We start from the raw sequence: 26,529 nt of genomic DNA, 5'->3' as shown, positions 1-26,529 counted from the left end.
AACGTTACTTTCACACCGCTATCGCTATACTCCCCTCCCCGTTCTCCAGCGCCGCCTCGGGCCCTATCACCGCCTGCCCTTCGGCCCTGAAAACACCGGCCACATCAACGCCAATTAAAGTAAGAAAGGAACGGACATAAGGTTCCGCAAAATCATAGGTTTTCAACGCACCTTCCGAATAAATACCACCCGACGTAGTAGCGATATATCCCTGCTTGTCTTTCAGCAACCCCTCGGGCAACAACCCTTTCCCCGTATACTTAAAGGTGATGCCCACCCTGGTAATATGGTCGAAATAAGCCTTCAGGGTAGAAGTAACAGCAAAGTTATACATCGGTGTTTCTACAACCAGGATATCTGCATCCAGCAGCTCTCTGATCGCGTCATCTGAATACCGGATATTATCCAGCTGCTCTGCTGTCCGGTTTTCAGCGGGTGTGAAAAAAGACTGAATGTGAGACTCGTCGAGGTGAGGCGGTGGCGCCTTAGCGAGATCACGCACCGTCACGATGCAGTCGCCATGCTTTTCTTTTATCTTCTCTACGATAGCAGTTCCTAATTTTCTGCTGACGGAGGCTTCCGTTCTCGGGCTTGAAATAATGTGGAGTATCTTTTTCATATTTTTTTGCAGTTTGACAAACCAAAACTACCTACATTCGCTAACAAAAGGTTAGTAGTATACCAAAGGTTAGTAGTAACCTTTTTGTTATTTAAACCGCATTAAGCATATGGAGAAAACAGATACACGCCAGGTGGAATGTGCCACCCATCTGGCTTCCGTGGAAGATGCGATCTACGTGCTCGGAGGCAAATGGAAGCTGCGTATTATGATTGCCCTGGTCACCGGCTATCATCGTTTCAACGAATTACAGCGTGCCATTGAAGGTATTTCTGCAAGGGTATTATCGTCAGAACTAAAATCACTGGAACTGAACGGACTGCTGAAAAGAGTGGTAAAAGCCGATCAGACGCCGGTAGTGGTGGAATACCTGCCTACCGAGTATGCGGAAACGTTGAAAGAAGTAATAGCCGTGCTGGGAAACTGGGGCTTAAAGCATAAAAAAAGGATTACAGGAAAGATATCACAACCTGCTTAACTCATGGTAAACAGTGGATATCCAGAAATCCAGTTCCGTTTCCTTTAGGCGTATGGCCTCCAGGAAGAACTTCCCTTCCTTATGTAGCCTGATCAACGCGGTCCGCTGATCTGCGATGACCTTCAACTCCATTTCGAGATAATCTTTCAACCATGCCGACTGCTGCCGGTCGCTTTCCGCTGTGAGCGCATTCTCCTTTTGCAACTGCGCATACGTCCTAGTCAGTTTTTCCTTCATTTTGACATGTACCCCGTCGCTACCGGAATATCCGTCCAGAAACTGTATGGAACGTTCTGTGAGCAGCGCGTTCAATTCCCGCTCGTTGTCATGGTCCGCATGTTGTGGATTCAGTTTGGTGAGCAGCGTCGGTAATGTAAGCCCCTGTACAATCAGGGTAAACAGGATCACGACAAAGGTGATGAACAAAATGGTATTGCGCTGCGGCAGCAAAGACCCGGCGGCGCAACAAATGTAAGCGCCACGGTGTATTGGAAATCCGGTATGAGTGAAGACCTGTATCAAAATATCCGGCACGGGGAACCAGGTACACGCCAATAAAAGGCCCCGGTGTTAAAGTCTGGCTGTATGACAGCCGGACTTTTGTATTTTTATATGATGAAACATCCTTTTCAGTGCATCGACTGGAGCACCATCTCCCCCACCACCCATCCCGGCATCACCGGCAGCGCCTTATGGCAAACCCTCCAACTACCGGGCTTACGCCTGCGGATCGTCACCTATTCTCCGGGATACCTTGCGGACCACTGGTGCAGCAAGGGACATATTGTACATTGCCTGGAAGGCAGCTTCGTCAGCGAACTGGATAACGGAGAACAGTTCGTATTAAACCAGGGTATGACCTACGTCGTTTCCGATGACCTGAGTAATCATCGCTCCAGCACGGAATCCGGGGTAAAACTGCTGATCATTGACGGTGACTTCCTTCAATAACAGCTACGTTAGTTTTTCAGTACCTCACTGAGTTCAACGACTTTGCTTCGCTGGTCCATGTCAATGAAGTGCTTAAAGACAGCTGCATGGCCGGCGCCGACCACGATCATCACCCGTTCATCTTTTGCTTCGGTGAGTTTCTGCACCAGCGAATACATATAAAGGTTCCGTTTATACCAGGCGTTTACCACGTCGGCGCCGGTAAAGTCATGCAAAGCGCCGCCTTTGTTCAGCAGGGTGATGTAGAGCCCCAGATTAGCGTTCCTGTTAGCCGCGGTGTTCTTCTCCAGTAGCAGCTGCGTAAGGGAAAGTTTCTTTCTCAGAGCGTTATCCTCTTCGCCAACCTGCTTTATCTGCGCGTCTATCTCCTGTTGCAAAGTCGTTTGACCAGCCTTTTTTATGGCTGATTGCAGACTGTCATATGGCCAGTCCATCTGGTAATCTATCGCATGTATCTTTTGCAGGCCGGCCTTTTTACCCGCCCTGAAAGCCAGCTGAAATATTTCATTCTGCAGATAGAATTTACTTTTCGGAAACTTAGTCTGTACATAGTCAAAATAAGCGTCTTTCTGGTACAGGTCATATAGCGTATCCAACGCCATTTGATCATTATAGTCCCATTCCACAAATATTTTATCGGGCCGGAACTTCCTGATATGATCTGTTATCTGTGCCAGCTCCTGTTGGGATTTTTTACTCATTACATCAAAATCCTCTGATTTGGCCAGATCAGCGCCCGGGTTATTAAAATGGAATACGCCAATCAACAGTGTCTCTTTCTGTTGCTGCGCATTCACACCGCCGGTGAGGCACATCAGCGCTATAGACAGGGCTACATACAATTTCATATACTAATATTTTAGTACAAAGAAACAGCAATGTGAGGAAGTAGAATTGTACAAATGTAAACCAGGCTAAAAAACGAACCATACATTCTCCTTTTCGGTATCTACTTTACTGAAAAAATCGGAGGGTGTAAAATGCGTAAAACCCTTAAAATCCCGGATGAAATGAGACTGGTCGTAGAACTGCGTAAGATGGGATAATGCTGTCAGGCTACCTGCTTTTTGTTTTTCAGCAATCGAGTTTCTGAACCGGTGTATTTTCCTGAACTCTGCGGGCGACTTTCCTATGTGGCTGACAAAAACCCTGTTCAGATATTGTCTCGATATACTGTGCTTTCGCGCGATGTCACTAATTTTTACATCTGACACGACATCCGCGAGGAGCTGTTCCATGAAGGAAAAATCTTTCATTATTAATTTTGAAAGCCAGTAGCTTTCCAGCTGGCTGATCTGGGAATGTCTGTCAGGGGTATTAAAAATGGTATTCATGGTATCCCGGTAGTCCACAAAAGGATTAAAACGGGTAATGCCTTCTTTGAACAACTGCCGGACATCGTCAATAAACTGGTTTATCCCCAGCGGCTTGAAATAAATGGTAATTTCATCCGTCACCGCATATTGTACGATCTCAATAGGCCTTACATACCGGCTCACCAGGCTGGCGCTGATATTATCGTGTTTAGCGGCCGACACGGTAATGCTGTTTTGCGTCAGTTCCAGGTCCGTATGCTGGTAAACGGCAGCGATGCAGTAGTTATTCGGGAAAGTCTGGTATTTTACCGGCGCAGTGATTTCTCTCTTCTTTATAAAGTAAAAGCCTTCAATGTATTGCTTCAATGTTTCATGCAACGGCTTATAAAACTGAACTTCCATCAGACCATTATTAAATCTTCCCAGGCGATCGCCGGAGCTCCGGAAATTTCTCCTTCGGCGGGCAGGGCATATTTATCCTCACTGTTTAAAGCGCTTAAAATATCCGGGTAAATATATATTATCTTTCAGCAATTTAAATAGCACATCGTTTATCCCTCCAGGTGAAAAATATTTCCTGGAATTATTTTACCGAACGTTTGGTAATTAAAAATATTCCCCTACCTTTGTTCCATGAGACCGCAAAAAATAGATGATGCAAGGCTGATAGAAGGACTGATGTCCGTACTTCAATCCAAAGGGTTTGAGGGCGCCAGTCTCAACGATCTGGCCAAAGCCAGCGGCCTGCAGAAAGCGAGTCTCTACCACCGGTTTCCCGGCGGAAAAAACGAAATCGCCATTACCGTGCTTCTTTTTATACACGAATGGATCCGGGAAAACATCTACCTGGTGCTGACAGAGAAGGGCGTAGCACCTGCGACTAAATTACAAAGGGCTATACAACACATCCGGCAGGTGTATCACAATGGTGAAAAGACCTGTATCCTTAATGCGCTTTCCCTCGATTCAGGCCTGGTAGTGCTGGGCGATGAAATCAGTAAGGCCATGCATCTATGGCTCGATGCTTTTACCGTACTTGGCGTTGAAATGGGCCTCAGCACCGCACAGGCTAAAGCCAAAGCAAGACAGTCGCTTATCCAGGTGCAAGGCAGCCTGGTACTGGCCAAAGGCCTGGGCGATCCGACCCAGTTTCATAAAGCGCTGACAGATCTGAAACAGCTTTTCATCAACGAGTAAAATTTTTTTCATCATAATTTTACAGAACGTTCGGTAATAAAATAAATTAAACTTAAAACAAAATATCATGAATACCGTAAGACACAACACCACCCTGATAAACGGAATTGAGATCTTCTACAGGGAAGCTGGTCAGAAAGGTAAACCAGCCCTGGTATTACTGCATGGATACCCCACCTCTTCCCATATGTACCGCCACCTGCTGCAGCAGCTGGCAGATGACTTCTACCTGATCGCTCCCGACTACCCGGGATTTGGCAGAAGTGCGCAACCACCCATGGCCGACTTCAACTACTCTTTCGACAGCTTCGCCGGCATCGTGGAAGGTTTACTGGAACAACTTGGCCTGGAACGCTACAGCCTGTATGTGATGGACTATGGCGCCCCTGTAGGATACCGTATCGCCTCCGCCCATCCAGAAAAAATCGATTCGCTGATCGTACAAAACGGCTGCGCCTACGACGAAGGACTGGAGCAGTTCTGGGACCCCATCAAAGCCTACTGGAAAAACAAAGACGACAAAGCGACAACGCATGCCCTGGAAGGCTTCCACAGCATCGACGGCCTGAAATGGCAGTACACCAACGGCGTTGCCGACGCAGCCCTCGTGAGCCCGGATAACTGGGAACATGACCTGCGTCACATCCTGCGCCCCGGTAATAACGACATACAGCTTCAGCTGTTTTACGACTATCAGCATAATGTTGCCCTGTATCCCAAATGGCAGGAATACTTCCGCACCTACAACCCCGAAATGCTGATCGTATATGGCAAGAACGACTACATTTTCCCGGTAGCCGGCGCAGAAGCCTATAAAAAAGACGTGAAGAACCTCGAATATCATTTATTCGATACCGGCCACTTCGCCCTGGAAACACATGGTGATGAAATTGCCGCCACCATCAGAACGTTCCTCCATAAAAAAGTCGCCGGCAAATCTTTGCCTACCGTATGATAACCCCCCTCACATGAAACACTCCTTATCCTTTCAGCCTTTTTTAATCTCCCTGTTTATGATCAGCACACTTTCTGCCAATGCCAAAGAATACCCGGTGTATCACCGGACCATCAAAGTCGACGGTATCAACATCTTTTACCGGGAGGCCGGCGATCCCGCAAAACCCGCGCTGCTATTGCTGCATGGGTTTCCCTCCTCCTCCCATAACTTCAGGACGCTCATCCCGCTGCTGAAAGACGACTTTCACCTGCTCGCGCCGGATTACCCGGGCTTCGGGTTCAGCGATATGCCACCGATGTCAGCATTCGACTATACGTTCGACAACTACTCCCGCTACATCGAAAAATTCCTTCAGCTGAAAGGCGTTCAGCAATGCAGCATGTATTTTTTCGACTACGGCGCGCCGGTAGGCATGCGTATCATCCAGCGCAATCCCGCTATCCTCGAACACCTGATCATACAAAACGGCAACCTTTACGCAGAAGGACTCAGCGACATCCTGAAGTCCTACCGTAAAAACATCGACGAAAACACGGAAGCCTCCCGTGCTAAAGTCTACCAGGCATTCGAACTGGACTACACGAAGTTTGAATACCTCCACGGTGTCAGCGATCCGTCAAAGATAGCCCCGGAGGCCTACCAGCTCGATCAACTACTGATGGACAGGCCCGGCAACAAGGAGATCCAGTACCAGCTGAAATACGACTATCGTTTCAATATCGCGGAATATCCGCAATGGCAACAAACCCTGCGGAAACTCGCACCGAAAGTGCTGATCGTCTGGGGAGAAAACGATCCCGTGTTCCTGAAGCCCGGAGCACTTGCCTTCAAAAAAGACATGCCTGACAGTGAAATACATTTTTACCCTACAGGTCACTTTGCATTGGAAGAATATGTGGTGGAAATCGCAGAAAGGATAAGGGTGTTTTTGAAGGCGAACTACTAAGCTCTTTTATTCACATCCAAACATAGCATAGGCTGTCTTAAAAAAGACAGCCCTTTTCGCTTCCGTCGTTTTGCCTGTAAGGCAAGCATTTTTATCGTTACGCCTGCGGCGCCTTTTTTATCGCACCGGCAGCCACCAGCGCTCCTGCCAGACTCACCACTGCCGCGGCCAGAAACGCTGTCTGAAAGCCGCCGTTCAATGCTTCCACGTCGCTCATCTCCCCTACTTTCAGCACACTGGTTTTCACCGAGGATATCGCTACCATAACTGCCAGTCCCAATGCGGAACCGATCTGGTAACTGGTGTTAACGAGACCGGATGCCAGCCCTGACTCCTCCGGCTTTGCGCCGGATATGGATGCCACCGTTCCCGGGATGTAAGCCAGCGACATGCCCACGGCGCCTAACAACGATGCCGGCAATACATGCGTCATAAAGCTACCGTTGACCGGCGCCATGCTGAAAAGAAACAACGCCGCCGCCAACGCCAGCAAACCACCCACCAGGTTAGGCTTAATACCAAACTTCGCCATCAGCTTTCCGGTGATGATCACCATAAACAGCATAATGGTGATCGTCATCGGCAGCAATGCCAGTCCGCTATTGAAAGCCGGAAAGTGAAGCACCTGCTGTAAATACAGGTTCAGAAAAAACCATAAGGGTATCCAGGCTGCCGCCATCAGCGCCATCACGATGTTGCCGGCAGAAAGATTAAACGCCTTAAAAATGGATAATGGCATCAGCGGTTCTTTCCGTTTCTTCTGTAACGCGACAAAAGCGATCAGCAGTACTACCGACAATGCAAGCAAACCCCATGTCTGTACCGATTGCCAGCCGGCGCCCTCCGCTGCCACGATAGCGTACACCATCAGTACAAACGCCGCAGTGGCCAGTACAGCGCCACCGAGGTCGATGCTACCTTTACGGTGCGCGCCTTTCAGCAAAAGCGAAGGGCTGAGCGCCAGCACAATCAAACCGATAGGAATGTTGATCAGGAACACCCAATGCCATGACAGCCACTGTGTGATAGCGCCCCCTAGAAACACGCCCGCCGAGCCTCCGGCGGCAGCAGAAGCACCCCAAAAACCGAGCGCTTTGTTCAGCTCTTTCGGGTCGGTGAATTTCGTCAGCACCAGCGTCAGCGCCGACGGCGCTATCAGAGCTGAACCCAAGCCCTGCAACGCCCTGCCCACGTTCAGCGAAGCTTCAGACCACGCTACGCCCGCCAGCAGCGAGGCGACGGAGAGAATAGCAAAGCCCCACATAAATATCTTACGGGCGCCAAACAAATCGGACAGCCGTCCGCCCAGCAGCAGGAAACCGCCAAAGAAAATCACGTAAGCATTGAAGATCCATTGCAGCCCCGACTGAGAGTAACCAAGATCACGCTTAATAGCTGGCAGCGCCACCCCGATGATAGACGTGTCCATGATGACAATAAATTCCGCCATGCAGAGTACAAAAAGGGCTGCCCACCTTTTTTTGTAGGCAGCCTGTATGGGAACAACCATTGTTTCTGAAATCATATGATCGAATGTTTTTGTGTGAATGTATTACGGCAGCTGCAGCAGTCCCTGTGCCCGTTGCAGCCGTACATGGACCACTTTGTGGAGATAGATCGCCTGCAGATGATTGAGTCTGGCCTGTGTGAGCGCCAGCTCGGCATCCGTTAATTCCAGCCGGGTGCTGAGGCCGTTCCGGTAACGGTCATCCATCATACCGTAACTGATCTGTGCCAGCTCTACCGTCCTTTGCTGTATACGCAGCTGCTCATTGGCTTCTTTCCATTGAGACAGCAACGACGCCAGCTCTGCTCTGACGGACTGCCGGAGATCATCCTGCCCAATCAGCTCCTGTTGTTTCCGGACGCCGGCCTGGCTGATTTTGGCTTTAAGCCGGTTGCCGGTAAAAATGGGCATCGCGATCTGCAGTCCGACAAAAGAAGTGGGCGGCCACACATACTGGCCCTGACGGAAGTTATCTGCCTGCGCCTGCAGCTGGTACTGCCCTACTGCCGTGATCTGCGGCAGTCTTTCGGCTTTGGCCACCGCAATGTCCAGCACGCTCTTTTCGGTCAGCAGTTTTTGCACGGCCATATCATTGCGGCGCGATGCTGCCGTAGCCATGGCATCTTCCAGCGCATATGCACCGGCAACAGGCATTTCAGCAGCGAGGGTATCCGACAGCTCCAGCGTGGTGCTGTCATCCATCCCGATCAGCCTTTTCAGTTGTATGCCTGCCACCTCCAGGTTGTTGTGCAGGTAAGAGATCGATGACCGCAAGTTTTCCACGGCAATAAAAGCACGGAGGGTGTCCTGCTTCAGGCTGCGACCCTGTGCAAATAAAGAACGGGTGTCCTTCAGCGCCTTTTCGTTGCGCTCCAGGCTTTGCCGGTGAAGCGCCAGCTGCGATTGCATCAGCAGCATGTCAAAGTAGGCGATGGATATCTGTGTGCCGAGGTTGCCTTTCAGATCGGCCGTTTTCTCCCGCTGTATTTTTTCGTCATAAGCGGCGGCCTTTGTCTGCCGCCACGCCCCTTCGTTGAGGATAGGCTGACTGGCGGTCACCAGACCGTTAAACGCATTTTTGCCGCCTACGGCCACGTCCTGTACCGGCTTGGCGGTGCCTGCAAAAGAACCGGGCAGGAAGATGACCTGCCGGTCGAAATACCGCTGGTAGCTGGCGCCCGCCGCCACATTGGGCAACAGCCTGCTCCTGGTTTCCCTGGTGACCTCCTTCCGGTAAGCTTCTTCCAGCGCCTGTATCTGCAGCTGCCGGTTGCCCGTTGCCGCAATCGACAATGCTTCGGGGAGACTGATTCGTTTGGCTGTCTGCGCACTGCCGTGAAGGGCAATCAGTAACAGCAGTATGATGAGATTACTTCGTTTCATGATGTTGTTTTTTAAGATCAACCGGCATATTCCACTTCTTCGGTGGTCACCACCGGGTCCGGTTCTTCCTCCATCACTTTCCGGCGCTTGCTGCCGGACAGGTAAGAATACACGGCGGGAATAATGAACAGCGTGAGGATACCGGCGAAGATCAGCCCGCCTGCGATGACGATACCCAGCGACTGACGGCTGTTGTGCGTCATCGCAATCGGCAATGCGCCGAATATCATCGCCAGGGAAGTCATTAAGATGGGACGAAAACGCTGCTCCGCCGCCTGGATGGCGGCATCGAATTTCGAAAGGCCGGTGTCTTTCAGATGGTTGGCGAATTCCACGATCAGAATCCCGTTCTTCGTGATCAGTCCCACCAGCGTGATAATACCGATCTGGCTGAACACATTCAGGCTCTGGCTGAACCAGTCGAGGCTCAGCAAAGCGCCCGTCACGGCCACGGGGACCGTCAGCATGATGATCAGCGGATCGCGGAGGCTCTCAAACTGCGCGGCGAGGATCATGTAGATGAGCAGTAGCGCCAGTATCAGCGTAAAGGTGATATTACCCTGGCTCTCTTCATAGTCTCTCGACTGCCCCGCCAGAGAAGTTTTGAAATTACTGCCCAGCACGTCCTGCTGAATGCGTTTCATCTCGTCAATTCCTTCGGCAAGACTTACCCCCGGCGCCAGTCCCGCTGATACGGTGGCAGAAGTATACTGGTCGTACCGGTAGATGGAAGCAGGACTGATGCTCTCTTTGATAGTCACCAGGTTATCCAGCGAAATCATTTCTCCCCCGGTGGATTTTACATAGATGGTTTTAAGATCGCTGATCTTACTTCTGTTTTCCCGCTCCAGCTGACCGATCACTTCATATTGCCGGTCGTTGCGCAGGAAATAACCATACCGTTGCCCTGACAGTGAAAGCTGCAGCGCTTTTGCCACTTCCTGGATGGATACGCCCATCAGCGCCGCTTTCTGCCGGTCGATGCTGATCTGCAGTTCCGGTTTATTGATTTTCAGGTCGGCATCCACAAACATCAGCTTGGGGCTTTGCCGCGCTGCCTGCAGGAATTTATCCAACGCTGCCGACACCGTGTCCAGCGTGGGACCCTGCAATACGAACTGCAGCGGCATACCGCCGCCGTAGCGGGTGCCGATGGTCGGTGGCAGATAAGGGAACAATAACAGTCCCCTGAAATTGCCGGAGGCAGCAGCGTATTTATTATACAGGTCCTGAACGGATGCCTTACGGTCTTTAGGCTCTTTCAGATAGATACTCTGCACGGCGAAACTGGTAGGCGCCGGTGCAGGGATGAAAGAAACAGCCACCATGGAGTAGGTCTGGTAAAGACCTTCCGTGGAATCATTGACATACTTGCCTACTTCCGTCATCTGTTTTTTCATATAGTCGAACGACACGCCTTCCGGCGCTATCGCGATCAGGCTCATATTGGAGCGGTCTTCCACCGGCGCCAGCTCGGAAGGCAGTTTTTTGCCGACGAAGTAAATCACGGCGCCACCTGCCAGCAGCACCACCCAGGCCATCCAACGCACTTTCATAAAACGTTTCAACAACCAGGCGTAACCGTTATTCATCCGGATAAAAAACGGCTCTGTGCTACGCTGGAACCAATTGGGGCGTTCCTGTCTTTTCAACAGGTAAGCGCTCAGCATGGGCGATAACGTGAGGGCCACAAACGCAGATACCAGTACTGAACCGGATACCACGATGGCAAACTCTTTGAACAGCTGCCCGCTGATACCACCCATGAACACGATGGGCAGGAACACCGCTGCCAGTGTGATAGTAGTGGAGATGACCGCAAAGTAAATTTCTTTTGATCCTTTAAAGGCCGCCTGTATCGGTGTCATGCCTTCTTCTACTTTCTTGTAAATATTTTCCAGTACTACGATCGCGTCGTCTACCACCAGTCCGATGGCCAGCACCAGCCCCAGCAGCGTCAGTACGTTGATGGAGAAGCCGGCGATGTACATGATGAAGAACGCGGACAGGATCGATACCGGGATGGCCAGCACCGGGATAATGGTAGAACGCCAGTCTCTCAGGAACAGGAAAATGATGAGTACCACCAGCGCGAACGCGATGAACAGCGTCTCTTCCACTTCTTTGATGGACTCGCGGACCGGTTTGGTGAAATCGAAACCAACGATCAGCCGGTAGTCTTTCGGGATTTCTTTACGGAGCTGTTCCAGGCGGCGGTAGAATTCATCCACCACTTCGATGGCGTTGGCGCCGCGCTGTATCTGGATGGCGATACCTACGCCGATACGGTTGGCATTGCCGGTTTCATTGATGATGGCCGTGCGTTCGTTGAGTTCTCCCAGTTCTGCAAACCCGATGTCTTTCAGGCGGACAACGGAAGTGCCGGATTGTTTGATGATCATCTCATTGAACTCGGCAGTGGTGGTGAGCCGTCCCATGGTACGGACGCTCAGTTCCGTGGTGCTGCCTTCGATTTTTCCGGAGGGCAGGTCCATATTCTCCCGGAGCAGGGCGTGGCGGATATCTTCCGGCGTCAGCCGGTAGGCGGCCAGTTTTACCGGGTCGAAACGCAGGCGCATGGCATATTTATGCTCCCCTACCACGGCTACCCGGTTGATGCCCGGAATAGACTGCATACGGTCTTTGATAACCGTGGCAGCGAGGTGGCTCACTTCTTTAATATCTTTGGTATCGCTTTCCACTTCGAGAAAAGCCACCAGGTTGTCCGCAGAACTGGCTTTCTCCACGATAGGCGGGTCTACGTCTGCCGGCAGCTGGTTACGGGATTTCGCGACCTTGTCGCGCACATCGTTTAAGGCATCTTCCAGGTCTACGTCGCGGTTGAATTCCACGGAGATAACGCTGGCCTGCTCCCTTGATTCAGAGGAGATGGTACGCACACCGCCCGCTTCTGCCAGGGATTCTTCTATGGGCCGGGTGATCTTTGATGCGATCACATCGGGGCTGGCGCCGGGATAGAAAGTGACGACTGAGATGACCGGCGCTTCCGTCAGCGGAAACTCCCGGATACCCAGGTTCTTCCATCCTACCAGTCCCATGATAATGATCAGGACGGAGAAGACGCCTCCCAGTACAGGTTTTTTTATGCTTAGTGTTGGTAAGTTCATGATCGTAAGTGATTTGAAGTCTTATTTGGATGCCACAGCCTGTACCGGTGCGCCATCGCCCAACCGGAGGATGTTGGAAACGATCACACTGTCCCCGTCAGCCAGGCCGGAGGTGATCACGGCATGTGTCTCCGTTCTGCTGCTGATAGTTACCGGCGACATTTTAGCCGCGCCGCCTTTCTTCACGAAAACAGCGTAACCGTTGCCCCCGGGTATCAGCGCTTCCGTAGGGATGGTAATGCCTTTGGTGTCTGTACCGGTGGTGGAGAAGAATATTCTGGCAGACAGCCCTCCTTTCAGCCTGCCGCCGGGATTGGCTGCCACCGCCTGCACGAGGATGCTCCTGTTATCGGCATCCACACCGGGTTCTGTGGCTTTGATGGTAGCGGTATACTGATCGGCAGACAGTCCCGTTATGAAATGCACCGTGCTGCCGGCCTTAATCAGCGGCAGGTATTTCTCCGGTACCGCGAAGTTGATTTTGATCTGTGCAAGGTCTTGCAGGCTGACCAGCTCCACGTTCGGCGTTACATAAGCGCCAGCCACCATTCTGGTGATGCCGATGTTGCCGGAGAAAGGCGCATGGATGGCTGTTTTCGCCAGCTCAGCCTGCAGTATTTCCTTCTGTGCCTGCAACATATTCAGCTTCGTAGCTACTTCGTCGTATTCCTGCTGCCTGACCGCTTCGGTCTTAAGCAGGTCTGCCAGCCGCTTTTCATTGAGCGCCGCCAGCTGCAGCTCTGCTGAAAGCTGTTTCAGCCGCGCCTGCAGGTCAGCATCATTGAGTTTATATAAAAGCTGTCCCTGGGCTACATGCGCCCCGTCCTGAAAGCCTACGTGCAGGATACGCTGGGGGACTTCGCTTCTGATAGTGACTTCCCTGAAAGGAAGGGTGGTGCCGGTAATGCTTTCATGCTGGTTCAATGTCTCCTCCTGTGCCAGCACTATATCAACGGGGACCGCTGGTGAAGGCGCCGCAGCAGCTTGCTGCGGTGCAGACTTACCGCTGCTGCAGGCAGCAAGAAAACTTGCTGAAACAGCCAGTGAGAGCAGGATCGGATGAATGGGAATTCGAAACATAACATTTTGATTGATGTGAATGCTTATTGTTTTCTTTGACCACAAAAGTAGATCCGGCAACAGCCCTGGCTATTATACTATAGGCCTAAAGGTTTGTAAGATTTTATAGCACCGCAGGGAAACAAAAAAGGTTTGGTGTACACCAAACCTTTACCTTGCCGCGCGCCCCGACTCATTACAGCTTATCGAGAGATGTCCGTCTTTCGCTCTTCTGTTGTTTATACACACTCGGCGCCAGCCCGGCCACTTTTTTAAACTGGTTGCTTAAGTAAGCAACGCTGGAATAATTCAACCGGTGCGCTATTTCGCTTAAGGTCAGCTCGTCATAATCCAGCAGTTCTTTTGCCCGCTCAATCTTCTGGGCGATGTAATATTTTTCGATCGTTTTCCCGGTGACTTCCGAAAAAATGCCGGACAGGTAATTGTAAACACAGTGCAGGTCGGCACTCAGGATCTCCGAGAGATTGTTGTTCATGCCCTCTTCCTGGTAATGCACCAGGTTGATGATAATATGTTTGATCCGTTCCACCATCCTCATTTTATCATCGTCAATCACTTCAAACCCGAAGGGTATCAACGTATTTCTTACCAGGTCCTTTTGTGCTGCCGTGATTTTATTTTTAAAAACCAATTCTCCCAGCGTGACCTGCTGCAATCCGACATTCAGTGGCGCAACGTATTGTGTCACCACCATCACGCAGCGGCTGCAGACCATATTTTTTACGCTGACTTTTTCCATAAGGATATCGTTTAAGACAGGGAATCTTCGTTATGAGAAAGGGATAGTTTTGTTTTGCGGATTTCTTTAAACCAGGAAGTATTCAGGCCGGTGGTGGCCTTAAACTGGCGCGACAGATGGGCCGCGCTGCTGAAGCCCAGCCGGTAGGCCATGTCTGCCAGTGTTTCATCGGTATATACCAGCAGTTCCTTTGCTTTTTCTATACGGTACTCCATAATGTATCTTTCCAGCGTAGTGGCTTCGGCAGCGGAGAATATACTGCTCACGGTATCATAATCTTTGTTGAGCCTACGGACCACCACGTCGGAGAAACGGAAGCGGTCCGGGAAATCATAATTCCCGGAGTACACCTGTTCCACCAGCATCTTGATATCCCTCACCAGTTTGGTTTTCCTGTCTTCCAGAAGCTCAAAACCCAGCACGGACAAGCTTTTACCAAGAGCAACAATATCCGGGGCCGACAGGGCAGACACCGTAGTTACTTCCCCCAGGCTGATGTTGACAACCGGGATATCAAGGTCACGGAAAGCGTCCCTGATGGTGAGGATACATCTGTCGCAGACCATCCCTTTGATGAAAACCTTATAATTGCTAAGCATAAGACCCAATGATGGCGTTTATGCAAAAATCTTACACGCTGCCCGGGATATGTTATACAATTTTCAGAAACATTTACATGATTGTGGGCAGGCCCGGGCAATAAAAAAACGGGTTGCAGCCGCTGCAACCCGTTTTCCTGTTATGCTTATTGCATTATTTCTTTAGTTCTTTGCCCCATGCATCGAACTTTTTGTTCTGCAGGGTATAGATCCTGGATGGCCCGTCACCATCCGTATCGGTATCTGGCGAAGCGGCAAACGGCACCACCGTTGCACCGGAAGTATTAATCAGCGCCGCTTCGTTCACGTTACTGCTGTTGGTGCGCACCACCATGGAAATGCCCTGGTTGAACGCCGTAGCGGAACGGTACTCAAAAGGAATAGCCACCTTGCCTTGCGTATTCAGGAACCCGGTGTTACCGGTTTCGTTTTCCATGGAGGCGAGGCCTTCGGTAAAGGGTTCCGGGTTGTAATAGCCTTTCAGGTCGATGACCTTCGCGCCCTGAGGATTGATAAAGAAACCATTACCACTGACATCTTTTACCAGCATGAGACCGTGGTCGAAACCGCCGTCAATTTTATAAGGTCCTGCTATTTGTTTACCGGTGTTATCATAAATGAAGGTCATTCCGCCCAGCGGCCAGTCCTCCCTGTTTTTGTTGGCCAGTAACAGGTTAGTGGCAGGTTCAACAGTCACATCATCAAATTCTATCGGCAGCAGCAGGCGGCCGGTGTTCGTCATTACACCGAATTTACTTTCCTCCTGCCGGTTAGGAGACACTTTCACGAGGTCTGCCGTCAGTTCTTCCACATGTTCGTTCATGGGCACCAGCTGTTGGGCCGCGGTATCCAGGCGGAAGTAATGAAACCCGGAAGTATCTTTGGTGCCAAAGAACCATGGCGATACCTGGTGTATCCCTTCATAGTTAAAGGGAATCACCGTTTGGCCGGTAGCGGCGGATATAAAGCCGGCTTTATGGGTGGCTTCGTCCTCTACCAGCAGCAGGCCGGTATAGTTGGGGGCGAGATTACGCAGTACCATTGTCTTCTTTCCTTCCTTCTCTTCGTCTTTCAGATGTACTTTAACCTTCGCCACATTGCCGTAGAAATAAGCATCTACATTTCCTTCCTCCACATCATCAAAAGGCGTAACAGCCGGCATCTTTTCCAGGATATCTTTCTGAAGGGCCGCGATGTCCTTGTATTCTTTTTTCTCCAGCCGCTTTAAAAATCCCTCCAATATTTTTTGGTAGTCTTTCAGCAGTACGCCGATCTTCTCTCCGCCTTCAGGCGCTTTTGTATAGCTGCTGCGGCTGATGAGTTTTCCTTCTTTGTTAAACGCTTCTATTTCGAGGTAGTCTTTGTAAGCTTCTTTCTCCATAGAAACACGGACAAAGTTGTCCTGGATGCGTTCCACTTTCAGGGTGCTGCCTTTATAATTCCCTTTGTCGCCTTTTCCGTCGAGAGAGACAACAGCGGTTTTCACGGGATAGTTATATTGTACCTCCACCAAAACACTATCTACCGTTTTGAGCGAATTTAAGCGCTTAGTCTCTTTCAGGTCCAGTTCCACGGTCTGTTTGGTACCATCGTGATAATATACTTCTTTGACAATGAAGTCAGGGTCGTCCACATGACTCCTTCGCAGGGAGACACCATCCGGTTGCAGCAGGCTGTGCGTCCGGCTAAAGGTCTGGTTGAATCCAATTTCTGAGAGTGCGTGTTCATATGCCGCCTCCATCTGTGCTGCGCCGGCGATGGCGAAAGGTGTTCCTTCTCTCTCGTCTTCGGGTTTAACATGTTCCGGTTTATCCTCGTCTTTAAACGTTTCCATGAACCGGAGATACGCAGTGACGTTGGCATTCTCTTCTTCGAGGCGCGCTTTGGCCTCTTCCAGGCTCTTACCGTCTAATTGTTTGACAAAATCTTTTACAAACTGGGATGGTTGGTGACTTTTGCATGACAGCAGTCCAAGTGTAACGGCTACGCATACACTAGCTCGATTGGTGATTTTCCTCATGACTTTTATTAATAATTAAACATCGGGGAGTTGGTTAACAAACCCTTTCGGAGGCGAAAATTAGTAAAAAAACACCTAACCTCAAAACCACCGTCGTCTTTACCAGCCGCAATAAATGCAGGAATACACTAACTTTATGCCGTTGCCGGTATCATTATCATACTTTCGGTCATGAATGAACATGCTTTATCCATCCTCCGCCACCGCACTCACCAGCCTGCTGTCAGGGCTAAGATAACCCTGCAGCAACATCTGTTTACCTTTTTGCTGGAGGGCGAAAAAACCGTTCATTTTGCCGGCACACAGGTAACGGTGAGGCCGCACCAGTTTATCATGTTAGCTGCAGGCAACTGCCTGATGAGCGAAAAGCTGGCCGCTCCCGATGCGCCGTATCACAGTATCCTGTTGCTGTTCGATAGCAGCATGGCGACGGATTTTTTTGACCGTCATCCTTCGCTGACAACAACATCCGCACCGGCAACCGGCGCCCGGCCGTTTGTATTGTTTGAAAAAGACGCTTTCCTGGTCAATTTCATTCACTCCCTCGACTATATGCTGCAAGGCGCAGCGCCCATCCACCCCGACCTTCAGCGGGTGAAACTGGAAGAGCTGTTTTTATATCTCGCTATCCATTACCCCGAACAGATGCAGCAGATCCGGCATATGCATACCGCTGCCAACGATGACCTGATGCTCCGGCAGGCGGTCACCTCCCATATGGACAACCATATCACGGTGGAGGAGCTGGCATTCTTATGTAATATGAGCCTGTCTTCCTTCAAGCGTAAATTTGCCCGTATCTATGGCAACAGCCCTAACCGGTGGCTGCTGGAAAAAAAGATGGAGCGGGCGGCGACTATGCTGCGGCAGGACAACCGCAAGGCCAGCGAAATTTATTATGAACTGGGCTATGAAAACCTCTCCAGCTTTATCCAGTCATTCAAACAGATCTACGGTATCACTCCCAAACAATATCAATTATCAAATTGAACGTTTAGCGATAGTTTTTGACCGGTTACCTATCCTTTGCTGCCTGCCCCCGCAGCTACCTTTGCCTTATCATTCAAACAAAAAGAAAAGATCATGGCAACAGCAACAACATTTACTTTAAAGAGCAACGAACTGGGCGGCCAGCTGGCCAATAAACATTACGCAAACGGTATGGGTTATAACGGCGACAACCAGTCCCCTCAACTGTACTGGGAGCATGCACCCGAAGCCACCCAAAGTTTCGCCGTTACCATCTACGACCTGGACGCTCCCACCGGCAGCGGCTTCTGGCACTGGGTGGTGTTTAATATCCCTTCCCACATTCAAGAGCTGGCGGCCGGCGCCGGCGATCCGGCGAAAAACCTGCTGCCGGCAGGAGCGGTACAAAGCAATACGGACGCGGGCCTGCCCGGTTATATCGGCGCAGCGCCCAATGACGGACCGGCGCATCGTTACCTGATCACGGTGCACGCCCTCCGTGAAAAACTGGCACTGGACAAAGAGACTTCACCGGCACTGGTAGGCTTTAACATGCACTTCGCCACACTGGCGAAGGCTTCGCTGGTGGTGTACGGCCAGCAACATTAATTGCTTAAAACGAGTTGTCCCGGTGCGATAACGCACCGGGACAAACTATTATGATCACAACATCATCTACGATGCACACCACAAATGTATATGACAATATAGAGCGGGAATTGTGCTACCTCATTCGTCAATACGAGGCCCGGGGCTTCCACCATCATTTCTTCCTCGAAGGGGGATCGCTTGTTTGCGGTGAATATAACTTCCCCTTACTGCATCCGGAGATCGTCGTGTATGAAAACCGCTACTATCCTGAAAGGGATGGTGCACCGCACGGCTATTATTTATTTGCCCTGACCGTCACCGATGCCTGTTGCCTGTTTAAAGGGATATTCCTACTACCGCAGGGCGTGCTGACACAGCAGCAGATTTCCGGGAAGCTGGAGCAGCAGCTGGGGCTATCCCGGCTATGTCCACAGTTGTTTAAGACCAGCGAAGATCACAGGGACAAATTTTTCCCTGCCGATACCCTGCCGCCGATACCTTAACTTTACGGAAACCTTTCCTTTATGTACGAAAAGAAAATACCGGAACTGCTGGATTGCGGCCTCGCCGTAACCCTCAAGGTGATAGGCGGCAAATGGAAAGCCTGGATCATGACCTGCATCATGGACGGTGTCCGGCGGCCCAGCGCCATTCACCGGGTAATGCACGCCGTCAGCCCGCGTATTATTAACGCGCACCTGAGAGAACTGGAAGCGTATGGCATTATCTACAAAAAAATATATGCAGAAACCCCGGCCAGGGTGGAATACTGGCTCACCGAAGCTGGCGAAAGTGTACTGCCAGTGATTCAGACGCTGGAGGACTGGGGCAACCGGCACAAAGCTTATATCCACCGCCATAATGCCTCCTACGAAGAAGGTTCCTGCACCTTGTTACAGGAGCGGTCATGAGTCCTGCTTACGCAGTATTTTAATAATAGCAGCGTGTTCTTCTTTGCCGTAACCCGCAGCGATGGCTTTGTTGAAAATATCGGCCGCCAGTTCGGGCAGGGCCGTATGGAGACCGGCCTCCCGGGTATGCTGCAGCAGCAGCCGAAGGTCCAGACCGGTAGTATTGATCGTACTTTCCGGATCACTGAAACGGTTGTGTTGGATCACCTCGCCCATATGCCGTACTTCCGCTGCCAGCATGGGTGTAAAACCTTCCATGAGTTGCCCGAATTCATCCACTTTCAGTCCTTCTTTTTCGCAGATGAGCGCACCGTAGCAGAAGCCTATCCAGTTGCCCGCCAGGTAGGCCATGGCCGCAGTGGTTAAGGTCGCTGCAGTACCGGGTCCTTCACCGGCGAAGTGCACGGTACCGGCCAGCGCTTCCAGTACGCTGCGCTGCTGGTCAAAAACAGCCTTATCGCCGGAAGCGGTGATCATGGCTTCCGCTGTACCTATCTGCCGCGGCCAGGCGGCGATACCGCCATGCAGGCAATGCCCTTCCTCCGCATGTACCCATGCATCCAGGGAACGGGCATCGTTAGGCGTGCCGGCACTCAGCAGTATCAGCGTACGGCCTTTCAGGGTGGCAGGCACCCCTGTCATGTCCAATATTTTTGTGGCTGTGTCATAATCTGATACACATACGATGGTCACCGGGCTGGCGACGATGGCAGCCGCAGGCTCCGAGGCGAGAACGGCGCCTCGCTGCACCAGCAGTGCAGCTTTCTCCGGCGTACGGTTCCATACGGTGACATGAAATCCTTTTGCCAGCAAAGCGCCGGCGATAGCGGCGCCCATGGCGCCCAAACCGATTACGGTGATTTTACCTGTTCCTGTCATGGTACAACTATTTACTGAACGATACAGCAAATTAGCAACCATGGCTACTTCTGGCAATACGGGAGAAAAGATTCCCGGGAGGGAAAAATTTATCCCTGTAAAAATAAAAGGCCGGATCGTGATGACCCGGCCGGCTTTTTACACTGCAAGAAACTCTTCAAAGACTCCCGTCAGCTCCTCCGCGAGGGCATGGGCATCGCGGCCTTCAATCCGGTGCTTCGGAAGGAAATAAATCAGCTCCCTGTCTTTAAACATAGCAATGGACGGGGAAGAAGGAGGAATATCGGCGATGTAGTTGCGGAAGCGCGCGGTAGCCTCCAGGTCCTGTCCTGCAAACACAGACACTACCCGGTCCGGTTTCTTTACACCGGCATTTTCCATGACCATCCTGATAGCGGGGCGGGCCATGCCTGCCGCACAACCGCAGACACTGTTGATCACCACCAGCGTGGTACCGTCCTGGGCCATGATCTTGTCCACTTCTTCAGGAGTCAGCAACTCCTTTACACCGACGTCCATCAGTTCATCTCTGAAAGGTTTGATTAACAAAGGGGAGTAAGGCATACTCGAACATTTTGAGGGTGAGTAAAAGGGTCATCATATCGCCTCTATAACAACGAAACATTTAAAAATGTTTTTTCTGTCAAATTCCCTACTTTCGCACACAATCAGTTCTTACTTTATTTCTTATCAGCCGGATAAGGTTTTACTGCACGTAAATTAATAGGGAATTGTGTGTAAATCACAAGCTGTCCCGCAACTGTAAGTAACTAAAAGGTTTTGCCAATCAATGTCCACTGCCGCAAGGTGGGAAGGACGGCAAAATGTTACAAGCCAGGAGACCTGCCTTACCGGATTTGACAGTGCTTTCGTGGATTGAAGCGATCGTCGAGTGATTCCTCTCTGTATACCTATGGGCATCCTGTGCCCTGCAGGGAGATCGTCTATGCTCTTCTACCCTCCTTTTCTCTTCGAAACATCGTGAAATTCAGCGAAGAACTTTTAATTGATTTTATCATTTTAAAAGTTTCAGATGCGTACACACAATCTTGGCTACCCGAGGATAGGCAGCCGGCGTGAACTCAAAAAAGCCTGCGAAGCTTATTGGGCAGGTAAACAGTCATTGGCTGACTTATTAACGACAGGGCGCGATATCCGCCATCAGCACTGGCAACTGCAACAGCAGGCCGGTATCGAGCTTATCCCCTGCAATGATTTCTCCTACTACGACCAGGTGCTCGACATGAGCCTGATGATGGGCGCCATTCCCCAACGTTATGCCCCGCTGATCACAGACCGACAGCTATCCGTTACCGACCTGATGTTTGCTATGGCAAGAGGTTACCAGCAGGACGGCTACGATATCACCGCCATGGAGATGACCAAATGGTTTGACACCAACTACCATTACATAGTGCCGGAATTCACTGCCACGCAGCAGTTCTCGCTGTTCTCCGAAAAAGCGGTCGATGAATTTAAAGAAGCCCGTCAGCTGCAGATCAACGCCAAACCAGTGCTGATAGGCCCTGTTTCCTACCTGTTGCTGGGCAAAGAAAAAGAAGCGCATTTCTCCCGTATTGATCTGACAGACCGCTTATTGCCGGTGTACATGCAGCTCATCGGTAAACTGTACGACGCGGGCGCACGTTGTATCCAGCTGGATGAACCCTTCCTGTCACTCAACCTCACGGATCAAGAAAGACACGTGTACGCCACTACTTACCAGGCCATCAGGAGCACCTTCCCTGACCTGCATATTATGCTCGCCAGTTACTTTGAATGTTATGGTGATAACCTGCCGGCAGTCCTGCAGCTGCCCGTCGATACCCTTCACCTGGACCTGGTGAGATGCCCAAGCCAGCTGGGGGACATCCTTGCGTCCCCGCTGCTGTCCGATACGCTGCAGCTTTCGCTGGGACTGGTAGACGGAAGGAATATCTGGATCAACGATTACCGGCATTCGCTTTCACTGATATGGGAAGCCAGTAATAAAATCGGGGCAGACAGGGTATGGATAGCGCCATCGTGTTCCCTGCTGCACTCCCCCTGTGATCTCAGCCTGGAAACCAACGAAAGCACGCTGACACCGGCCATCAAACAGTGGATGGCATTCGCCAGGCAGAAGACAGACGAGGTAGTTACCCTGCAACAACTGTCCTGCGACGCACCCTCTCCCGCCGCGAAAGCCCGGCTGGACGAAAACATCAAAGCGATAGACAGCAGGAAAACATCTCCCCTGATCCACAACGAAAAAGTAAAACAACGTACAGCACAAATAACCGATGCGGATGCACAACGGCAGCACCCATTCGCGCAACGCAGGATACAACAGCGCGCTGCACTGCAACTGCCGCTGTTTCCCACTACCACCATCGGCTCTTTCCCGCAGACCAAAGAAGTACGCACCTGGCGCGCCGGTCTTAAAAAACAAGAGATCACGCCGGAACAATATGATACGTTGCTGAAAACAGAAACGGAGAAGGCGATCCGCTGGCAGGAAGAAATAGGCATCGATGTGCTGGTGCACGGCGAGTTTGAGCGCAACGATATGGTGGAATATTTCGGAGAACAATTGTCCGGTTTCGTTTTCACCGACAACGGCTGGGTACAGAGTTATGGCTCCCGTTGCGTGAAGCCGCCCATCATTTACGGCGATGTACACCGCGAAACACCCATGACCGTTTACTGGTCGGCCTACGCACAGTCCCTGACCAGCAAACTGGTAAAAGGTATGCTGACAGGACCCGTGACCATCCTTCAGTGGAGCTTTGTACGGAACGATCAGCCCCGCAGCGAGACCTGCACGCAGATAGCGCTGGCCATCCGGGATGAGGTGACCGACCTGGAACAGGCAGGCATCAAAGTCATCCAGATAGATGAACCAGCTATCCGCGAAGGACTTCCGTTAAGGAAAGAAAACTGGCAAGCCTATTTGCAATGGGCGGTACGCGCTTTTCGTATAGCCGCCAGCGGTGTAAAAGACGAAACACAGGTGCACACGCATATGTGTTATTCGGAGTTCAATGATATCATCCAGCATATTGCGGACATGGACGCCGACGTGATCACCATCGAATGTTCCCGCTCCCAGATGGAGCTGCTGGACGCATTCGCAGCGTTCCGCTATCCGAACGAGATCGGGCCGGGCGTGTATGACATCCACTCGCCGCGCGTACCTTCCGTAGCAGAGATGACGGCGCTCATGGAAAAAGCCAAAGCAGTTATCCCGGCAGACCAGCTGTGGGTAAACCCTGACTGCGGCCTGAAAACACGCCACTGGGAAGAAACGCGGAAAGCGCTCATCGCCATGGTAGCCGCCGCCCGCGAATTGCGGGAAGCAGTCGCTGCTACAGCCGTGTAAGCTACCCTTCTTTAATTATCCGGCGGCGACACTGCCGCCGGAGGATTGTTCATAAGCAACCTTATTCAGTTTCCAGCCGCCGGCAGACCTTCCCTTCAGCCTTTCTGCGACAGCGTTATCGCCGGGAAAATATACAGCCGGCCAATATGGGCGTTCCAACCAACGCGGCTATGCTGCAATGTATTAACGGGATGCTCCAATGTCCCCATCAAGCATATAGCTGAAGAACTCGGTTATTCATCCATACAATATTTCAGTAAGATGTTTAAGAAGAAGTTCGGCTTTTCTCCCGGCCTCTTTTCCAAAGACGCACAAGATTAATTTCCGGATTGCGTAAATAATTTTTCCTGATCCGATACACTCCAGCGGCCACTACGCCCCAATTTTGTGAAAAATTTTCAATATGGAACGCCGCTTTGGCATTGTAATATCTAAGATTGTCACACTGGGATTACTGTTATTATTTGTTTTGAATGCATCCGCCAATGATCCGGAGACGGAAAAAGCAGGCGTTATCCGCGGGAAGGTACTCACCTCCGACGCCAGACCGGCAGCAGACGTCATGATTGTGCTGGCAGAGCCTAATGTCACCACCACCACCGAAGCAGACGGCTCTTTTGTGTTCCGTCATGTATCACCGGGTAAATACCATCTGCTGATTACCCTTGCCGGCTACAGCACTATCACTGAAGAAGTCACTGTAGAACAGGGCCAAACCGCCACCGTTTCCTTCACACTGGAAGCTTCCAGCAAAGCGTTGCAGGAAGTGGTCGTAAAAGGCAACCATAGCGGGATTACCCGTAAAAGCACTTACGAAGTGGCTAAAATACCACTGAAAAACATTGAGAACCCGCAGGTATATACCACCATCACCAAAGAGTTGCTGCAGCAACAGCAGGTCTTTTCCGTGGACGACGCCATGCAGAACGCCACCGGTGTCACCAAAATGTGGGACGCCACCGGCCGCGGCGGCGATGGCGGCGGCTATTACAGCATGCGCGGCTTCGTGGTACAGAGCCAGCTGCGCAACGGTATAGCCGGCAACGTTACCTCCCGTATCGACGCCTCTAACCTGGAAAGAATAGAAGTCATGAAAGGACCTTCCGCCACCCTGTTTGGCAGCAACCTTACCAGCTATGGCGGGTTGATCAACCGCGTCACCAAAAAACCGTATGACCACTTCGGCGGCGAAGCCGGTTTTGCCGTCGGCAGCTTCGGTTTCAACCGTTTCAGCGCCGATATCAACACCCCGCTGGATAAAAACCGGGACGTACTGATGCGCGTCAACGCCGCCTATAACTACGAAAACTCTTTCCAGGACTACGGTTTCAACAGAAGCGTAGCCCTCGCCCCCAGCCTCAGCTACCGCGTCAATGACCGCCTCTCCTTTAATTTCGATGCAGAATATATGGCCGGACAGAATACCGGTCTCAGCGCGTTCTTCTTTTCTTACGGACAGCCGATCGCCCAACTGGGCACCGACCGGGCCGACGGACTGAACATCGACTACAAGCGCGCCTACGCGATGAACGACCTGTATCAGACCTCCCGTTCCACCAACTTATTCGGGCAGATGACCTACCGCCTGTCTTCCCAATGGAGCATGCAGACGAACATCACCAGCACCAACAGCTACTCTGACGGCCCTTCGCCTTACTTCTACCTGTTGACAGATGCGGAAGTAAAAGGTGATCCGAATGCCATCGGCAACGGTTACATCTCCCGTAATGACCAGTTTACCAACAACAGCCACGACAACGTCATCGAGCTGCAACACAATTTCAACGGCGACTTCAACATCGGCCGCCTGAGAAACCGCTTCGTAGGCGGCATCGATTTCTTCCATCACAAGTCCAACCAGTTCTTCGGTGGGAACACGTACGATACCATTTATGCAAAGGGAGACATTCCTACTTACCGCGACTTCAACCGCAGGAACCTCGACAAAGTATATGACGCAAAAGGGCTGGCCTTTACCTATCCTATCAATCTTATCACCAATACCTATAGCGCCTATGTTTCCGATGTGCTGAACATTACCGATAACCTGCTGGTACAAGCCGGTTTACGCATCGATTACTTCGACAACAAAGGAAGCTACAACGATGTAAGCGGTAAATACGGGAACGGATACACGCAGACAGCCCTGTCCCCCAAATTCGGGATCGTATATCAGCCGATAAAAGACAAGGTGTCGCTGTTTGCCAACTACCAGAACGGGTTTACCAACAAGGCTACTGCCAACCCGAACGGCAAGCCGTTCAAACCGGAACAGGCCAACCAGATGGAAGGCGGTGTGAAAGTATCGCTGCTCAATGATAGGATCACCGGTACGGTTAGTTACTATGATATCCGGGTGAAAGACATTATCCGTCCGACCAATGTGCCGAACGTGTCTGTACAGGACGGTACGCAATACAGCAAGGGCGTGGAAGTAGAAGTGATCGCCCATCCCGCGCGCGGGCTGGACGTGGTGGCAGGGTACGCCTATAACGATTCTAAATTCGAGAAGACGGAAGCCAAACTGGAAGGCTTACGGCCGGCTACAGCAGGCGCTCCTACCGTGGCCAACCTGTGGGTGAGCTATCGGGTCCAGCAGGGTGCTGTAAAAGGACTGGGCTTCGGCGTAGGCGGTAATTACGCCAGCGACAACAAAGTAGTGAACGACCGGGAGCTGGGCGCTTTCTATCTGCCGGCGTATACCATTCTCAACGGCAGTATCTTCTATGAGAACAGCCGTTTCCGCCTGGGCTTCAAATTAAACAACATCACCAATAAAGAATACTGGATCGGTTATTCTACCGTGAATCCGCAGAAGACAAGAAACTTCACCGGAAGCATCGCGTTTAAATTCTGACGCAATACCGTTTAACCTTTATTTGCCTTCAGCAACATAT

Annotated in this window: 25 protein-coding genes and 1 riboswitch; of the genes, 12 read left to right on the top strand and 13 right to left on the bottom strand. The window is 51.2% G+C overall.

Going from position 1 to position 26,529, the window contains the following annotated elements:
- Positions 1-10 precede the first annotated feature (10 nt).
- Entirely contained in the window at positions 11-619 is a 609-nt protein-coding gene (locus B5D63_RS05675; protein WP_078667754.1) for an FMN-dependent NADH-azoreductase, read from the bottom strand.
- Between the two features lie 109 nt (positions 620-728).
- On the opposite strand from B5D63_RS05675, the gene B5D63_RS05670 reads away from it, so the two are divergent.
- Positions 729-1,097, top strand: coding sequence for a winged helix-turn-helix transcriptional regulator (locus B5D63_RS05670; protein WP_078667753.1), 369 nt, complete (start codon positions 729-731; stop codon positions 1,095-1,097).
- Here B5D63_RS05670 and B5D63_RS05665 read toward each other — a convergent pair.
- On the bottom strand, positions 1,083-1,523 hold the full coding sequence (locus B5D63_RS05665; protein WP_235021466.1) for a cation:proton antiporter: 441 nt from the start codon (positions 1,521-1,523) through the stop codon (positions 1,083-1,085). The genes B5D63_RS05670 and B5D63_RS05665 overlap by 15 nt on opposite strands.
- Before the next feature lie 159 nt (positions 1,524-1,682).
- On the opposite strand from B5D63_RS05665, the gene B5D63_RS05660 reads away from it, so the two are divergent.
- Positions 1,683-2,048, top strand: a complete 366-nt coding sequence (locus B5D63_RS05660; protein ID WP_235021465.1) for a DHCW motif cupin fold protein — start codon at positions 1,683-1,685, stop codon at positions 2,046-2,048.
- 8 nt (positions 2,049-2,056) lie between these two features.
- On the opposite strand, the gene B5D63_RS05655 is transcribed toward B5D63_RS05660, so the two are convergent.
- Both B5D63_RS05655 and B5D63_RS05650 read right to left on the bottom strand, forming a co-directional pair.
- Positions 2,057-2,896, bottom strand: a complete 840-nt coding sequence (locus B5D63_RS05655; protein ID WP_078667751.1) for a DUF5694 domain-containing protein — start codon at positions 2,894-2,896, stop codon at positions 2,057-2,059.
- Between the two features lie 66 nt (positions 2,897-2,962).
- Positions 2,963-3,766, bottom strand: coding sequence for a helix-turn-helix domain-containing protein (locus tag B5D63_RS05650; protein ID WP_078667750.1), 804 nt, complete (start codon positions 3,764-3,766; stop codon positions 2,963-2,965).
- Positions 3,767-3,997: 231 nt separating this feature from the next.
- Between B5D63_RS05650 and B5D63_RS05645 the strand changes: the two genes are divergently transcribed.
- The 3 genes from B5D63_RS05645 to B5D63_RS05635 all read left to right on the top strand — a co-directional run bounded on the left by B5D63_RS05645 (position 3,998) and on the right by B5D63_RS05635 (position 6,465).
- Positions 3,998-4,561 (top strand): TetR/AcrR family transcriptional regulator, encoded by a 564-nt coding sequence (locus B5D63_RS05645; RefSeq protein WP_078667749.1) that lies wholly within the window; start codon positions 3,998-4,000, stop codon positions 4,559-4,561.
- A 67-nt stretch (positions 4,562-4,628) separates the two neighbouring features.
- Entirely contained in the window at positions 4,629-5,516 is an 888-nt protein-coding gene (locus B5D63_RS05640; protein WP_078667748.1) for an alpha/beta fold hydrolase, read from the top strand.
- A gap of 13 nt (positions 5,517-5,529) precedes the next feature.
- Positions 5,530-6,465 (top strand): alpha/beta fold hydrolase, encoded by a 936-nt coding sequence (locus B5D63_RS05635; protein ID WP_200816922.1) that lies wholly within the window; start codon positions 5,530-5,532, stop codon positions 6,463-6,465.
- 97 nt (positions 6,466-6,562) lie between these two features.
- Here B5D63_RS05635 and B5D63_RS05630 read toward each other — a convergent pair whose 3' ends face one another.
- The 7 genes from B5D63_RS05630 to B5D63_RS05600 form a co-directional block, all read right to left on the bottom strand.
- The gene (locus B5D63_RS05630) at positions 6,563-7,990 is read right to left on the bottom strand and encodes an MFS transporter (RefSeq protein WP_200816921.1); all 1,428 of its coding nucleotides are present in this window, start codon (positions 7,988-7,990) and stop codon (positions 6,563-6,565) included.
- A 27-nt stretch (positions 7,991-8,017) separates the two neighbouring features.
- Entirely contained in the window at positions 8,018-9,355 is a 1,338-nt protein-coding gene (locus B5D63_RS05625; protein WP_078667746.1) for a TolC family protein, read from the bottom strand.
- 17 nt (positions 9,356-9,372) lie between these two features.
- The gene (locus tag B5D63_RS05620; RefSeq protein WP_078667745.1) at positions 9,373-12,483 is read right to left on the bottom strand and encodes an efflux RND transporter permease subunit; all 3,111 of its coding nucleotides are present in this window, start codon (positions 12,481-12,483) and stop codon (positions 9,373-9,375) included.
- 21 nt (positions 12,484-12,504) lie between these two features.
- Entirely contained in the window at positions 12,505-13,563 is a 1,059-nt protein-coding gene (locus tag B5D63_RS05615; RefSeq protein ID WP_078667744.1) for an efflux RND transporter periplasmic adaptor subunit, read from the bottom strand.
- Between the two features lie 175 nt (positions 13,564-13,738).
- Complete coding sequence (locus B5D63_RS05610; protein ID WP_078667743.1) at positions 13,739-14,302, bottom strand: helix-turn-helix domain-containing protein; 564 nt, start codon at positions 14,300-14,302, stop codon at positions 13,739-13,741.
- Positions 14,303-14,313: 11 nt separating this feature from the next.
- Positions 14,314-14,901, bottom strand: coding sequence for a helix-turn-helix domain-containing protein (locus B5D63_RS05605; RefSeq protein WP_078667742.1), 588 nt, complete (start codon positions 14,899-14,901; stop codon positions 14,314-14,316).
- 154 nt (positions 14,902-15,055) lie between these two features.
- Positions 15,056-16,921, bottom strand: coding sequence for a WG repeat-containing protein (locus B5D63_RS05600; protein ID WP_078667741.1), 1,866 nt, complete (start codon positions 16,919-16,921; stop codon positions 15,056-15,058).
- Between the two features lie 171 nt (positions 16,922-17,092).
- Between B5D63_RS05600 and B5D63_RS05595 the strand changes: the two genes are divergently transcribed.
- The 4 genes from B5D63_RS05595 (at position 17,093) to B5D63_RS05580 (ending at position 19,392) form a co-directional block, all read left to right on the top strand.
- Positions 17,093-17,911, top strand: coding sequence for a helix-turn-helix domain-containing protein (locus tag B5D63_RS05595; RefSeq protein ID WP_078667740.1), 819 nt, complete (start codon positions 17,093-17,095; stop codon positions 17,909-17,911).
- Between the two features lie 93 nt (positions 17,912-18,004).
- Positions 18,005-18,499 (top strand): YbhB/YbcL family Raf kinase inhibitor-like protein, encoded by a 495-nt coding sequence (locus tag B5D63_RS05590; protein ID WP_078668555.1) that lies wholly within the window; start codon positions 18,005-18,007, stop codon positions 18,497-18,499.
- Positions 18,500-18,570: 71 nt separating this feature from the next.
- Positions 18,571-18,984 (top strand): hypothetical protein, encoded by a 414-nt coding sequence (locus B5D63_RS05585; protein ID WP_078667739.1) that lies wholly within the window; start codon positions 18,571-18,573, stop codon positions 18,982-18,984.
- Between the two features lie 21 nt (positions 18,985-19,005).
- Positions 19,006-19,392 (top strand): winged helix-turn-helix transcriptional regulator, encoded by a 387-nt coding sequence (locus tag B5D63_RS05580; RefSeq protein ID WP_078667738.1) that lies wholly within the window; start codon positions 19,006-19,008, stop codon positions 19,390-19,392.
- Here B5D63_RS05580 and B5D63_RS05575 read toward each other — a convergent pair.
- Complete coding sequence (locus B5D63_RS05575; protein WP_078667737.1) at positions 19,387-20,271, bottom strand: NAD(P)-dependent oxidoreductase; 885 nt, start codon at positions 20,269-20,271, stop codon at positions 19,387-19,389. The two genes, B5D63_RS05580 and B5D63_RS05575, sit on opposite strands and share 6 nt — an antisense overlap.
- A 138-nt stretch (positions 20,272-20,409) precedes the next feature.
- A complete protein-coding gene (locus B5D63_RS05570; RefSeq protein WP_078667736.1) occupies positions 20,410-20,835 on the bottom strand; it encodes a BrxA/BrxB family bacilliredoxin in 426 nt (141 codons plus the stop codon).
- Between the two features lie 120 nt (positions 20,836-20,955).
- A riboswitch (cobalamin riboswitch) is annotated at positions 20,956-21,136 on the top strand.
- 168 nt (positions 21,137-21,304) lie between these two features.
- Here B5D63_RS05570 and metE point away from each other — a divergent pair.
- The 3 genes from metE to B5D63_RS05555 all read left to right on the top strand — a co-directional run bounded on the left by metE (position 21,305) and on the right by B5D63_RS05555 (position 26,489).
- Positions 21,305-23,632 (top strand): 5-methyltetrahydropteroyltriglutamate--homocysteine S-methyltransferase, encoded by a 2,328-nt coding sequence (metE, locus tag B5D63_RS05565; protein WP_078667735.1) that lies wholly within the window; start codon positions 21,305-21,307, stop codon positions 23,630-23,632.
- A gap of 45 nt (positions 23,633-23,677) precedes the next feature.
- Positions 23,678-23,953 carry a helix-turn-helix domain-containing protein gene (locus B5D63_RS35695; RefSeq protein ID WP_078667734.1) on the top strand — a complete coding sequence of 92 codons (276 nt, stop codon included), beginning with the start codon at positions 23,678-23,680 and terminating at the stop codon, positions 23,951-23,953.
- Between the two features lie 82 nt (positions 23,954-24,035).
- Complete coding sequence (locus B5D63_RS05555) at positions 24,036-26,489, top strand: TonB-dependent receptor (protein ID WP_078667733.1); 2,454 nt, start codon at positions 24,036-24,038, stop codon at positions 26,487-26,489.
- Positions 26,490-26,529: the final 40 nt, after the last annotated feature.

Origin of the sequence: Chitinophaga eiseniae (assembly GCF_900167135.1) — a bacterium.
GTDB classification, from domain to species: Bacteria; Bacteroidota; Bacteroidia; order Chitinophagales; family Chitinophagaceae; genus Chitinophaga; species Chitinophaga eiseniae.
The sequence above is the reverse complement of the archived record's forward strand: the minus strand, read 5'-3'. Positions and strand labels throughout refer to the sequence as shown.

Coding starts and splice junctions, on each gene's coding strand:
- B5D63_RS05645 (WP_078667749.1), top strand. CDS start 3,998: ATGAGACCGCAAAAAATAGATGATGCAAGGCTGATAGAAGGACTGATG.
- B5D63_RS05625 (WP_078667746.1), bottom strand. CDS start 9,355: ATGAAACGAAGTAATCTCATCATACTGCTGTTACTGATTGCCCTTCAC.
- B5D63_RS05605 (WP_078667742.1), bottom strand. CDS start 14,901: ATGCTTAGCAATTATAAGGTTTTCATCAAAGGGATGGTCTGCGACAGA.
- B5D63_RS05575 (WP_078667737.1), bottom strand. CDS start 20,271: ATGACAGGAACAGGTAAAATCACCGTAATCGGTTTGGGCGCCATGGGC.
- B5D63_RS05590 (WP_078668555.1), top strand. CDS start 18,005: ATGGCAACAGCAACAACATTTACTTTAAAGAGCAACGAACTGGGCGGC.
- B5D63_RS05660 (WP_235021465.1), top strand. CDS start 1,683: ATGACAGCCGGACTTTTGTATTTTTATATGATGAAACATCCTTTTCAG.
- B5D63_RS05570 (WP_078667736.1), bottom strand. CDS start 20,835: ATGCCTTACTCCCCTTTGTTAATCAAACCTTTCAGAGATGAACTGATG.
- B5D63_RS05615 (WP_078667744.1), bottom strand. CDS start 13,563: ATGTTTCGAATTCCCATTCATCCGATCCTGCTCTCACTGGCTGTTTCA.
- B5D63_RS05635 (WP_200816922.1), top strand. CDS start 5,530: ATGAAACACTCCTTATCCTTTCAGCCTTTTTTAATCTCCCTGTTTATG.
- B5D63_RS05630 (WP_200816921.1), bottom strand. CDS start 7,990: ATGATTTCAGAAACAATGGTTGTTCCCATACAGGCTGCCTACAAAAAA.
- B5D63_RS05675 (WP_078667754.1), bottom strand. CDS start 619: ATGAAAAAGATACTCCACATTATTTCAAGCCCGAGAACGGAAGCCTCC.
- B5D63_RS05610 (WP_078667743.1), bottom strand. CDS start 14,302: ATGGAAAAAGTCAGCGTAAAAAATATGGTCTGCAGCCGCTGCGTGATG.
- B5D63_RS05600 (WP_078667741.1), bottom strand. CDS start 16,921: ATGAGGAAAATCACCAATCGAGCTAGTGTATGCGTAGCCGTTACACTT.
- B5D63_RS05585 (WP_078667739.1), top strand. CDS start 18,571: ATGCACACCACAAATGTATATGACAATATAGAGCGGGAATTGTGCTAC.
- B5D63_RS05555 (WP_078667733.1), top strand. CDS start 24,036: ATGGAACGCCGCTTTGGCATTGTAATATCTAAGATTGTCACACTGGGA.
- B5D63_RS05595 (WP_078667740.1), top strand. CDS start 17,093: ATGAATGAACATGCTTTATCCATCCTCCGCCACCGCACTCACCAGCCT.
- B5D63_RS05655 (WP_078667751.1), bottom strand. CDS start 2,896: ATGAAATTGTATGTAGCCCTGTCTATAGCGCTGATGTGCCTCACCGGC.
- B5D63_RS05620 (WP_078667745.1), bottom strand. CDS start 12,483: ATGAACTTACCAACACTAAGCATAAAAAAACCTGTACTGGGAGGCGTC.
- B5D63_RS05670 (WP_078667753.1), top strand. CDS start 729: ATGGAGAAAACAGATACACGCCAGGTGGAATGTGCCACCCATCTGGCT.
- metE (WP_078667735.1), top strand. CDS start 21,305: ATGCGTACACACAATCTTGGCTACCCGAGGATAGGCAGCCGGCGTGAA.
- B5D63_RS05650 (WP_078667750.1), bottom strand. CDS start 3,766: ATGGAAGTTCAGTTTTATAAGCCGTTGCATGAAACATTGAAGCAATAC.
- B5D63_RS05640 (WP_078667748.1), top strand. CDS start 4,629: ATGAATACCGTAAGACACAACACCACCCTGATAAACGGAATTGAGATC.
- B5D63_RS05580 (WP_078667738.1), top strand. CDS start 19,006: ATGTACGAAAAGAAAATACCGGAACTGCTGGATTGCGGCCTCGCCGTA.